At 68.7% G+C, this 11203-nt stretch carries 15 protein-coding genes; 14 read left to right on the forward strand and 1 reads right to left on the reverse strand.

Annotated elements, in window-relative coordinates; all coding sequences use genetic code 11:
* The first annotated feature begins 35 nt into the window (after positions 1–35).
* From C1J00_RS28650 to C1J00_RS28660, 3 genes are all read left to right on the forward strand, one after another.
* Positions 36–365: a hypothetical protein gene (locus tag C1J00_RS28650; protein ID WP_102911902.1), complete on the forward strand. Its 330-nt coding sequence runs from the start codon at positions 36–38 to the stop codon at positions 363–365.
* Positions 366–456: 91 nt separating this feature from the next.
* Entirely contained in the window at positions 457–933 is a 477-nt protein-coding gene (locus tag C1J00_RS28655) for a hypothetical protein (RefSeq protein ID WP_102911903.1), read from the forward strand.
* A 101-nt stretch (positions 934–1034) separates the two neighbouring features.
* Positions 1035–2066, forward strand: coding sequence for an NAD-dependent epimerase/dehydratase family protein (locus C1J00_RS28660; protein WP_102911904.1), 1032 nt, complete (start codon positions 1035–1037; stop codon positions 2064–2066).
* 6 nt (positions 2067–2072) lie between these two features.
* Here C1J00_RS28660 and C1J00_RS28665 read toward each other — a convergent pair whose 3' ends face one another.
* Entirely contained in the window at positions 2073–3428 is a 1356-nt protein-coding gene (locus C1J00_RS28665; RefSeq protein WP_500691491.1) for an NsdA family TPR-like regulatory protein, read from the reverse strand.
* A gap of 200 nt (positions 3429–3628) precedes the next feature.
* On the opposite strand from C1J00_RS28665, the gene C1J00_RS47700 reads away from it, so the two are divergent.
* The 11 genes from C1J00_RS47700 (at position 3629) to C1J00_RS28720 (ending at position 11162) form a co-directional block, all read left to right on the forward strand.
* Positions 3629–4159: an ATP-binding protein gene (locus C1J00_RS47700; protein WP_102911906.1), complete on the forward strand. Its 531-nt coding sequence runs from the start codon at positions 3629–3631 to the stop codon at positions 4157–4159.
* Complete coding sequence (locus C1J00_RS28675) at positions 4156–4638, forward strand: DUF6415 family natural product biosynthesis protein (protein WP_245936543.1); 483 nt, start codon at positions 4156–4158, stop codon at positions 4636–4638. Before C1J00_RS47700 ends, C1J00_RS28675 begins: the two co-directional genes overlap by 4 nt.
* Positions 4639–4651: 13 nt before the next feature.
* Positions 4652–5323 carry a hypothetical protein gene (locus tag C1J00_RS28680; RefSeq protein WP_245936544.1) on the forward strand — a complete coding sequence of 224 codons (672 nt, stop codon included), beginning with the start codon at positions 4652–4654 and terminating at the stop codon, positions 5321–5323.
* A gap of 46 nt (positions 5324–5369) precedes the next feature.
* Positions 5370–6155, forward strand: a complete 786-nt coding sequence (locus C1J00_RS28685) for a hypothetical protein (RefSeq protein WP_146046273.1) — start codon at positions 5370–5372, stop codon at positions 6153–6155.
* 277 nt (positions 6156–6432) lie between these two features.
* Positions 6433–7410 carry a radical SAM protein gene (locus C1J00_RS28690; protein WP_219728378.1) on the forward strand — a complete coding sequence of 326 codons (978 nt, stop codon included), beginning with the start codon at positions 6433–6435 and terminating at the stop codon, positions 7408–7410.
* Positions 7411–7415: 5 nt separating this feature from the next.
* Positions 7416–8204, forward strand: coding sequence for a hypothetical protein (locus C1J00_RS28695; RefSeq protein ID WP_102911908.1), 789 nt, complete (start codon positions 7416–7418; stop codon positions 8202–8204).
* Positions 8205–8264: 60 nt separating this feature from the next.
* Positions 8265–9128: a hypothetical protein gene (locus tag C1J00_RS28700; protein WP_102911909.1), complete on the forward strand. Its 864-nt coding sequence runs from the start codon at positions 8265–8267 to the stop codon at positions 9126–9128.
* Positions 9050–9661, forward strand: coding sequence for an AAA family ATPase (locus C1J00_RS28705; RefSeq protein WP_102911910.1), 612 nt, complete (start codon positions 9050–9052; stop codon positions 9659–9661). The genes C1J00_RS28700 and C1J00_RS28705 overlap by 79 nt, the downstream gene beginning before the upstream one ends.
* A 55-nt stretch (positions 9662–9716) precedes the next feature.
* Positions 9717–10163: an NUDIX hydrolase gene (locus C1J00_RS28710; RefSeq protein WP_245936545.1), complete on the forward strand. Its 447-nt coding sequence runs from the start codon at positions 9717–9719 to the stop codon at positions 10161–10163.
* A 187-nt stretch (positions 10164–10350) separates the two neighbouring features.
* Positions 10351–10767: a hypothetical protein gene (locus C1J00_RS28715; RefSeq protein WP_245936546.1), complete on the forward strand. Its 417-nt coding sequence runs from the start codon at positions 10351–10353 to the stop codon at positions 10765–10767.
* A 41-nt stretch (positions 10768–10808) separates the two neighbouring features.
* Positions 10809–11162, forward strand: coding sequence for a hypothetical protein (locus tag C1J00_RS28720; RefSeq protein WP_102911911.1), 354 nt, complete (start codon positions 10809–10811; stop codon positions 11160–11162).
* Positions 11163–11203: the final 41 nt, after the last annotated feature.

The raw sequence follows: 11203 nt of genomic DNA on the forward strand, positions 1-11203 counted from the left end.
CCCGAAGCCCCCGCCACCGACGAGGAGAACCCCGCATGTCCCGCAAGCCTGTGATACCGACCAACGTCTACCCGGGCACCATGGCCCCGCACATGCCCATCGAGCAGTACCAGGCGGCGCACGGCTGCGCCTGCGGGCACTCGCACGGCCACGGCCAGGCGCCTGTGCAGCAGATCGTCATCAAGCAGGCCGACCCGTGGCTGCGGTACATGGGCATCGGCTTCGCCGCGGCGTCCATCGGCCTCCTGGTCTTCGTGAGCATCGTCGCGGCCCTGATCGCGGCCGGGGTGTGCGCCCTGTGCGTCGCCGTCGCTGCAAGGGCACTGCGTGGCCTGCTCAGCGGCAAGGAGGTGGCCAAGAAGTAGACACCCGCGGGAGCTTCGGGGAAGGGCCCTGGCCGGTCGGCCAGGGCCCTTGTCGTGTCCGTGTCGGAGGGGCGTGCGATGATCCTCCGTCATGGGGAGACAGACATGGGGGAAGACGGCCGGCGCGCTGGCCCTGGCCGCGGCTGTGGCGACCGTGAGCGGCTGCGGCAGCTCCGACGGCGAGAGCGACGCCAAGCCGGCCGCGAAGGCGAAGACGGTGAGCGTGGAGGACGCGACCACCACGTTCCAGGCCGCGGTGACGAAGTTCGATGCGGACGGCGGGTGTCTCGAGCAGGAGTCCGGTACGTGCTGGGAGCAGATGCAGGCGCTCATGAAGCCCGCCCGCGACCTGCGGAAGGCGATGAACGCGGAGAAGTCCGTGGGCGCCGACTTCTGGACCGACGCGTATGCGCTGATGGACACCATGGAGGACGGCATCGCCGTGGGTGAGGACCAAGGCGTTCCGGTCGCCGACACGGAGATGGCGGCGAAGATGTCGAACAGGGACGACGTCTTTGGGTCCGCGCATGACCTGTCCGACTGGCTCGACGAGCACCCGATCAAGTAGGGCCCACAGTGCGGCATCCGAGTACGGCCAGCAGCCCGCCGGATGCCGCTGGCCGTACTCGCCCTGGCCTGCGGTCCATGCCTTCAGGCAGGATCACGGCCATGAGGATTCTCGTGCTAGGCGGAAGTTGGTTCCTGGGCCGCGCAGTTGCTCAGGATGCGCTGGAACGCGGGTGGGAGGTGACGGTCTTCAACCGCGGCCGGTCCGGATCCGCACCCGAAGGAGCCCGAACGGTCCACGGCGACCGCACCGTCGCCGAGGACCTGGCACGGTTGGCCGGTGAAGGACCGTGGGACGCCGTGGTGGACACCTCCGCGTCCGAGATGGCGCCACGCGATGTCCTCGCGGGCGCCCGCGCCCTGGAGTCCGTCGCCGGGCGGTACGTGTACGTCTCCACCGTGAACGCCTACCGCGGATGGCCCACCGAACCGCTCACCGAGGACTCGGAGATCCTGGACGGCCCGCCGAACGCCGACGCCAACTATGGCCGTCTCCCGGACGACTGGGACGGCCCGGATTGGTACTACGGCCGGCAGAAGGCGGGAGCGGAGCGGGCCACCACCACGGCGTTCGGCGGCGACCGGGCGGTGATCCTGCGGCCGGGCGTCATCCTCGGGCCCGGCGAGTACGTGGGCCGGCTGCCGTGGTGGCTCAGCCGCGCAGCACGTGGAGGCCGGATGATCGCCCCGGGAGCCCCGGACAAGTTCATCCAGCCGATCGACGTGCGCGACGTGGCTGTGTTCGCCCTCGACCAGGCCGCCGCCGACCGGGGCGGCGCGTACAACGTCGTCGCGCCGATCGGCCGGGAGACGATGGGCGACTTCCTGACGGCCTGCGTGCTCGCCACCGGAGGAGACGCCCAATTGGCGTGGGCGCCCGACAAGCTGCTCCTGGACCACGGGGTTCAGCAGTGGACGGAGCTACCGCTGTGGCGCACGCACGCGGGCGTGTGGAGGATCGAGTCGACGCGGGCACAGGCTGCGGGGCTGGTGTGCCGCCCGCTGTCGGAGACGGTGCAGGACACCTGGGCGTGGCTCCGCAATGGCGGGGCGCCGGTGGAGCACCCGCGCTGGGCCGAGCACGGGATCACGCCTGAGAAGGAGGCCGTGATCCTGGCCGCGCTAGGCCGGTAGGGGAGATCAGGCTTCAATCGCCAGCGGGCTCTGCGCACCGAGCCGGCGCGCCGGGGAGAGGACGGTGAAGTCTTCGATCTGCTCGGCGAGGGAGAGGGCCGCTGGCGCGCTCCGGAACTGGGGGCGTGTCAGCTCAATCCGGGCGGCGATCAGCCGCTCCAACATGCCCGAGCTGCGGTAGCCCGGCGGCACATCGAAGATCGGCTCCAGAGCCTCCTGGGCGCCCTCCACCTCGTTGCGCATCAACCGTGCTCGCGCCAGGTCGATTGCGGCCGGCCCTGCCACCACGATCGGCACCTCAGCGTCAGGACGGTAGCTGAGCAGGGTGAGGGCGGTGTTGGCGAACTCCTCCGCTCCCGTGGAGTCGCGCAGGAGCAGACACGTCGTCGCGTTGCTCATGGCGGTGCGGGCAGCGTCGAACCCGAACTCGCCGCCGATGTCGTCATGCAACTCATCACGGTGAACGCCCGTCTGCTCCTGGGCAGCCCGGATGGCGCGTTGCGCCTGGTCGTCGTCGCGCAGGTGCCCGTGTGCGCGGGCCTCGATCGAGTAGAGGCGACGGCGAGCGGTGTCTCCCAGCCCGCCGAACTGGTGGGCGCGCTTGGCCAGCCGGACGGATTCGCTGGGGCGGCCGTCCCAGAACGCCATGAACGCCATCATCCCGTAGGCGTATGCCTGCAACGGGCCGTTGTCGATCGTCTTGCCGTACTGGGCGGCGGACCGAGCGAATGACACCGCCGGAGTCAGTGCCCCAAGGTCGAAGGAGACGGCGGCGAGCAGCGCGCTGGCCTGCGCGGCGGCGTAGTAGAGGCGCGTGTGCTGCTCGGGGGCCTTGGTGCGTTCGAGGTTGATCTGCACCTGCTGGAGCAGGTTGTTCGCCTCGTGGAAGACTTCAGCCGGTGCCTTGCAGCCGTACTGGCGGCTGAGCGTCACCAGGTCGTCATGGAGTTGGTCGAGGGTCAGCTCGTCCAGGCGCAGCGCGGCGGCTTCGCCGGAGTGAGAGGCGGCGTCCCGAGCGGTCATCAGCAATTCACTTTCGTTGAGCACAGGCGGAGAGGGAGCCCAACCGGGGTCTCCGCGCTCGTCCGTAGGCTCATCATCAGCCGAGCGCAGCAGGTCCCCGATAGGCCGCTGGAACATCCGCTCCAGGACACAGGCCGTAGGGCCGTGAGGCGCTGTCTTGACGCCTCCGAACTTCAGCAGGCGCTCGTAGTGACGTTGCCCAGGGGGCGGGGCCGTTTCGCGGCCCTCACTCCGTAACTGCTGTGCGACGCGCTCGTACTCCCCGCTGAATGCCTTGTGGGGCCGGATGCCCCGTCTGGTCGCCAGCAGAAACAGCACCGTGCGCCGACCCTCGTCCATGTCCCCTCCGGAATCGGTTCCCCTCCATGGGATACCGCGTCGGGTACCCGTTGGAACTGCCCTCCGTCAGAAGGCAGCAAGAAGTCATAGCGGCGTCATCGTGTCACTCGAAAGGACAGTCAGAAGTCATACCCACGACATAGCCACACCCTGCCCCGTCGCACAACGCTAAGTGCCCGGATCGCGACGAGGAGGAGTCAATGGGTACGGCTACGGCGCCGAGCACGACCCTTCCGGCAGGAAAGGGATTAGCCGGCCGCGAAGGGCTCCCGCTCCCCAACGGTGTCCGCCCTCGCTCGGAGGGCAGACTGAAATCATCGTTCGACATCGCTCAACGTGGTGCACGAGAGGGCCTGCCCAGACGGGACGCCAACCGAGTCGGTGCCATGCGGCGCATTGCTCGCGCGTTCCTCGCGTATCACTGCCTGGACGCGATGGAGTTCGTGGTGAGTCTTATCGTCTCCGAGCTGGTCACCAACGCAATCGTGCACAGCCGCGGCACAAAGGTCGACTTCACCATGATGTTCCGGGACGGCGAGCTGCACATCGCCGTACGGAATGACGGTATGAGCGTCTGCACCCCCGACCGTGCCGCCAGCGACGACGCCGAGCACGGCCGCGGCCTCCAACTCGTGGCGTCCATGGTCCACGAACTCGGCGGAACTTGGGGTGTTGAGAGCGACCGCCACACCGTCTCGTGCAACCTCCCTGCGACGGGAGAAGCCCAGTGACCTCCCCCGCAGTCATCCGCCGCGGCACTGATACCGCGCCCCGCTGGAACCACCCGGTGGCGCCCGCGCGACTGCCGCAGCAGAGGGCCGTGGAAGAGGCCCTGGCGAAGATGCGGGCCTGGAACCCGTACGACGGTGACGCCTGGCTGGACGATGTCGCGGACGCGCTCGATGACGTGCCGCCGGCCGAGGACAAGGTCGACGACCTGGCGCTCTGCCTCCGCGGGCACCTGATGCAGCTTGTCAGCATCGCGATCAGCCGGGAGGCCGACAAGCGCGACGAGAGGGTCACACCGCTCATCGCGCGGGCGCGAGAGGCCAGGGAGTCCGAGCTGCCGGGCGATTACCCGAAGGCCATCAACCAACTCCGGCGTATGGGCTGGGCCGTCAACGAACTGCTCGACGTTCTGGTCGAGATCGGCACCCTGAAGCAGCCCGATTCCCTCGCACAGCCAGCCACCCGGAAGGCGGCATCGTGATCGGGGGAGCTGCATGAAGCGGACCAAGACGGCGCAGAGACTCGTCCCGGACATCACCTCGCGAGAGGGCGAGTACGGCGCGCTGGAGTCAGAGCTGACCTTGAGCGTGAACGCCTTCGGGACCATGCGCCTCGCCTACCACAACGAAACCCCGGACGACCGCGGCCCGCACGGTGAGCTGTGGGCGCGGTACGGCCAGTCGCTCAACGCGTCCGGGCGACCAACTGGCAAGCCGCAGTGGCGCATGGTTCACCCCACCCGGCAGCGCCAGGCGATGGAGCAACTTCGGTGCCAGATCCGCATGTGCTCGGCCAAGACAAACAGGGGCTACCTCTTCCTGGCCGGCGCCGAACAAGACGCTCTACGCCGCCCCGGCGACCCAGTGAGGACGGCCCAGCCGCCGGTATGCCTGAAACACGCGCGCCCTTCAATCGAACAGTGCAAGCACCTCCGAAAGGGCCACGTCGCCTTCGTCGCGCGTGCGACCTCGATCTACGGCGTCATCGGCTCCCGGTACCGCCTCGGAGCAGCCGGGCTTGAGCCGCTCCCGCCGCTCCGTGACGAGGGCGCCGACGCACCGGTGCCGTACGGGCATCCCCAAATGGGCTGGTTCCTGGCCAGCCAACTCGTGCGCGAACTGACGGACTACGAAGTCGTCAACCTGGACGACCTCGTGCCCGCGTGACTCCATCAACCCACGTACACCAGACACTTGGACCTGAGAGGACAGCGTGCGCAGCGCCTGGACGCAACCACCCGTCTATGACCGGAACAACCCGAGCCGAACAGGGCCCGTGGTCGTCAACTATGACCTGGACCAGCTCAGGGTTGGTGAGAACCGGGTGGTGGTAGGCCGCAGGGACGGTTTCGACATCCAAGACCGGGACATCGCGCCTGGTGATGGTTGGTGCAGGGCGCTGTATGCGCCGGAGTGTGCCTGGCCGCGAGGTGCGGACCTGTGCGTACGGGTCCAATGGTTTCCGGACCGCGAGGTCGGATCGGACTCGGATGCGCGTCTGGAGGCCGTGACGACTGGTCTGCGCTCGCTGGACTACGTCGTTGAGCGAGCGGGTCGACCGTTCGACCCAGAGCAGGACCTGGAAGCCAACTTGCTCGTCTACCGCATGGAGCCGGGCAAGACACCGCCTCAGCGTTCCGATGACGCCTGGGCGTACGTGCAGCCCCCGCGCACGTACAAGTGGCCGGAGATCAGCCCTCGGGAGCTGATCGAGCGCTGGATGCGAAAGGCCAAAGCAGCTCGAACCGGCAACAACTTGGTGGTGTGGGACACCGAGAGTGCCTTGTGGCCTCCGGAAGCATCCTTCTGCACGCATGTGCGGTGGTGGCCGGCCCCAGACACCTCCAGCGCAGAGATCTACGAAGGACTGCGCGAATTCGCTTCGATCGTGCAGGACGCCGACTACCGGACCCGGTTGCAAGAGCGCCCCATTCCTGACGCCGTGGAAACGGTTGACCTGCTCGTCTACCGCGAAGCCGACTCGACCACCCCTGCCTGACTTCTGCCCGGCGGCCCGGCGCCGATACGACCCTGGCCCTCGGGCAGAGCACACCCCCCCGGCGCGGGAGAGAAGGTCCACCGAATCCCCTCCCTCACGGCAGACCACACCTCTCCCGCGCCGCGGGTCACCAAGCAGCCGCCGGCGGTCCGCGCAACGCCACGCCCCGGACCGCTTGGCGGCTTCGGCCGCGGCACCGGCGCCCACACGCCACGCCTCTCCCCTGGGCGTGGAGCCGGTGCCGCGGCCCTCCCATCCGATGACCAACGGAGGAACTGTGACCAACCTCGGAATGCCCACTGTCCCCAGCCAGACCCGCAAGGAACTGGCGGGGGGAGTCGCGTACGCCTTCGGCGGCCAGCACTTCGACGCCCCGGCGGACCTCGACATCCAGACCGCCGCGGAGGCGGCCACCGTGCCGCTCTCCGTCATCCTCCAGGTGACCAAGCGGTGCAACTTCGACTGCTCGTTCTGCTCCGAGATCATGCAGAAGCCGGACCCGACGCTCGACCAGCTCGACACGATCCGTCAGAACCTCGCCGGTGTCGGCCGGGTCTTCCTCTCCGGTGGTGAGCCGCTGATGAGGAAAGACTTCAGCGAGATCGTGGACATCTACCACCCGCACCACATCGTCGCCGTTCCCACGAACGCCACCCACGGGCTCGACCACGCCCGGAACATCGCCGGGAAGATCGCCTACGCCAACATCGGCCTCGAGGGGCCCCGCGGCACCACCAACCGGGTCCGCGGCAACTACGACCTCGTCATGCCGGGCGTCCGCGCCCTGCAGGCCGCTGGCATCCCCCTTGCGCTGTCCGCGGTGGTCTACCGCTCCACCTTGAACGCTCTGCCCTTCACCGTGCAGATCGCGGACGTCCTCGACGCCGGCAAGGTGAAGTTCATCATGCCCCTCAAGAAGGGCAACGCCGAGAAGCTGCCGGACCACGAGTTCATCAGCCACGAGGAGGCCGACGACGCGTTCGCCCGGCTGAAGGCCCTGCGCGCGGAACACCAGTGGTCCCCGGCCCTGCGCCTGACGAAGTGGACCCCGGAGAACGAGGGTCACATGATCTGCATCGAGCCGGACGGCAAGGCGCAGGCGTGGCCGGTGTACGACGCGCCCGACCTGTTCGAGTACCTGGGCAACGTACTGGAGGAGCCCATCAACGCCATCTGGCAGCGGTACCGCTTCAAGGTGAACCACTTCTCCAAGTACCTCGGGCGCTCGATTCACACCGTCAACCAGGGGGTGTGACGGCGGTGAAGGACGCTACGAACCTGCTCTGGGCGGCCAGCCCCTTCGGCTCGGTCACCAACCCGTGGCACAAGCCGTCGACGTGGCTGTCCGCGGTCTCGCTGCTGTGGGGCGAGGCCGACGGTGAACCGGTCCTCATGGGCGCAGGAACCGTGTTCATGAAGATCCACCGCACCCGCTCCCTGCCGTTCTCTGCACCTCTCGCTGCGTTCGGATACCGGGTCCTGGTCCCGGACGCCATGGGGCAGACAAGGGCGATCGTCGACGCCATCGACAACGTGGTCGTGCAGGCTCGGCGACAGGCGCAGATCATCGCGTGGCACAACGGCGCCGATGACTTACACGTTCTCCGACAGCTCCCGCGGTCCGCTGATGAGCCCCGGCACGGGGGTGTCGACGCGGTCGCCGCGGCGTGGAAGGACCGCGGGAGTCGCAGCCCGAGTACGGCCCGGTGCGTGGACACCAGCCACGACCTCGGGCCGGCGGGGCTCATCAGCGAGACCGCGGCCGCGCACGACTTGGAGCCGCTGAAATCGTTCGCCGGTGGTCAGCAGCAGGCGAGCGCGCAGGCGGCGTGTGAAGCGCTCGCCGATGGCCGTACCGAGGACTTCGCCCCCGAGGCTCTCGTCGGCAGCGTCTTGTCCTCCGCCGTCACCACGGCTCTCCTCGGCGGTAAGTACGCCGGCCGCCTGCACTGGGAGGGCACCCTGAGCGTCTACGACGTCCTCGAACAGGTGGCGTGGGAGGCCGCGCCTTCCCTCCTGGGCGGCGTGGCCGCAGCACGCAGCGAGTAGCGTCCGACGGGGTCGTGCGCACCGGGCGCGCGGCCCCGTTCTACGGCAGGAACACCTCACATGATCATCACGACCAGTTTGCCCACCGCACGCTCCCTGCAGCCGCCGCCGCTGCGCACGGGAGTCGTGCGGATCGCGTCCATCGACGTCGAGTGGACGAAGAACTACCGGATCCAGAACGGACAACGCCCCTTCTGCTACAGCGTCGCCTGGCTCGACCTGCCCGCCGGCCGCACGCCGGATCTGGCGGACGTGCCGTTCGAGTGGACGAGCGTGTACGTCGAGGAACCCGGCGAGATGGACGAGCTGATCCGCCACGCCGCGGCGACCGTGGCCGCGGCCGCGGAGACGTCCAGGATCATCACCGGGCACCAGTTCTGCAGCGACCTGGCCGTCCTGGAGGCGAACGCCCCCACGGACGCACTTCCTCGCCTACAGGAAGCCCGCGCGCAGTGGAAGGCCAGGCGCGAGGCCGACCCAGACGAGACCCACTACGTCGACACCCGGTTCGACGCTGGGCACCTCCTCGCAGGGAAGTCGCGCCGCCTGGTCGACGTGTGTAACGAGCTCGGCCTCGACGTGACCCAGCCCGAACTCCTAAAGGTGACCATGCCCGCCTGGCATCGCCGGTGGGTTGAGGACGGCCAGGAGGAGGGCCGGGAACGCGTAAGCGTCCTGAACCTCCGGCACTCCCTCTCTACCGCCTACGTCGCCGCCCACTCGGCCGGACTCGCCAAGTGGGCGGACGAAGGCCTGAACGTGAACCGGGCCATCGCCGAGGGCGCAAAAGGCGCCTGGAGCTGGCTCGAGAACCCCATCTTCACCAACCTTCTGGAGGACCGGTCGTGCCCATCCGAGAGTGCCGCGTTATCGCCGTCGAAGGAACTCAGGCCGCCGGCAAAACGACGTTCGTCCACGCGCTGACCGCGGCCCTGCGCGAGCAGAGCATCGGCGTCGCCTGTACCGGCGAGCCCGCCCGCACGAGCCCGTTCATGGAGGACATCGTCCTTCACGGTGAGGGGAACTTCGACCTGGTCGCGGAGCTGGATCTGTTCGCCCAGCACTTCACCGTGCCCCTGCGCGCCGCCCGCCACCACCAGGTCCTCATTACCGACAAGACTCCCGCGAACGTCCTGGCCCTGGCCGGCCTGGTCCTCGACCCCACCGAGCCGGGCACCGCCGCCGTCCTCGCCGCGGCCGAAGCGATGTGCCGGGCCTGGATGCCCGTCGCCTACGACGCGATCGTGTACTGCCGGGACCGCTACGACCAGAAGGCCGGCGGCGACCGCATGAGGGAGAAGGTCCTCAACATCCAGGACGAGTCAGACTCCGCCATCTACGAGGCGTGCCGCGCGACGGGCGTGCCGATGCTGGAGATGCCCACGGGCCTGACGGTCGCCGAGCGTGTCCAGTGGACCGTGCAGCGCGTTGGAGACATGGGGCTGATCGCGACCTGATCCCGGCTAGAGTCCCCTACCGGCAAGAGCCCAACCGGTCGGAGGACAAAGCACAGTGGCCCCTCAGCTCCCTGTGAACGACGTGATGCTCATCCTCGAGCGCGACGGCGCCGTGTGCCTTGCCGAACGGCAGGGCACCGGCTACGCCGACGGGATGCTGAACCTCCCCTCCGGGAAGCTCGACCCGGGCGAGGACGTGTTCGACGCCGTGATCCGCGAGGCGCTCGAGGAGACCGGCATCGTCGTCCAGCGGGACGCCCTACGGATTGTGCACGTCATGCACTTCCGCAACCCCGAGGGAGAGCCCCGGGTCGGCTGGTTCTTCGCCGCCCGGCACTGGGAGGGCGAGCCGCGGAACATGGAGCCCCACAAGTGCGCAGGCCTGTCCTGGCACCTTGCGGACCACCTTCCCGACAGCACCGTCCCCTACAACGCGCTGGGCATCGCCCACTGGCGCAAGGGTGAGCCGTTCTCCGTGCACGGCTGGGAGAGGTCTGTGTAGAGCCCAAGGTGTAACAGATCACGGCGGTTGACGTTTCGGACATGAAGGGGGTTGCGCTTTACGTCAACCCCCGCAGTGATCCGGAGGAACGGTGACGACCGCGACAGCCCCCCTTTCGTCCGAGACCGGCAGGTCGCACCTGCAAGAGTCTCTGTTCTCCTGGCTCGCGCCGGAGAGCGCTCCGCCCGTGTCCGAGGCCAAGGCCGTGGTGGAGTCCGATGCTGCGGGCCCGCCCGCGCCGCCGCCCGCCGAAGAGGAGAAGCCGGATCTCTCCCATGTGTGGGTCGTGGCCGCGGAGATCGAGGTCGTACCGAAGGTCGCGAAGGTGGCCGACTACCGAGGCAGCTTCAAGGCAACCGAGGGGCAGCGCATCGACGCGCTCGAGGTCTACTGCAAGGGATGCCGACGACCGTACGACGAGGTCACCGGCCAGGACTGCTCCGCGAAGATCGACAACCGGCATCTGATCGGTGGAGACCAAAGCACCCGCGCGAAGCGGAAGATTCCCGTCCCGCCGAAGAACGCCCGTGTGGTGCCCGGCGGCCGCATCGAACGCCGCGGCATCAACGCCTACGTGGGAGGGGTTTCCCGGCCTCCCCGCTGACCGCGCGACACTAACGCCGCCCCCTGTCCACTGTGCGCGGCGTGACTACTCAGCGAACCTCCTGGGCGCTCGCGCGTGAAGCCGCCGGCCTGTTCCTCACCGCGTTCGGCCTGCTCGGCGTCCTCGTGGCGTTGGGCGCAATCCACTGGGTGGCCGGACTCTCCGCCGCGGCGGCCGGCCTCCTCGCCACGGGCATCCTCCTCCGCCCCCAGAGTGACGCGCCACGCTGGGCCCACGCCGCACGCGTCGCCGTCTGCATCGCCGGATACGGCGGTCTCACCGGCTGCGCGTTCGCCCTCTGCATCCCGCTGGGCTGGATCGGCGTCTCCCTCGCGGTCGTCCTCGTCGGCCTGGGGCTCACCAGCCGTGAGCACGAGACCGAGGGGGCCGCCTGATGCCCCGCCAGTTCCTTCCCACCCTCCGAGGACTCCTCGTC

The sequence above is a fragment of the Streptomyces cahuitamycinicus genome (assembly GCF_002891435.1).
GTDB classification, from domain to species: domain Bacteria; phylum Actinomycetota; class Actinomycetes; order Streptomycetales; family Streptomycetaceae; genus Streptomyces; species Streptomyces cahuitamycinicus.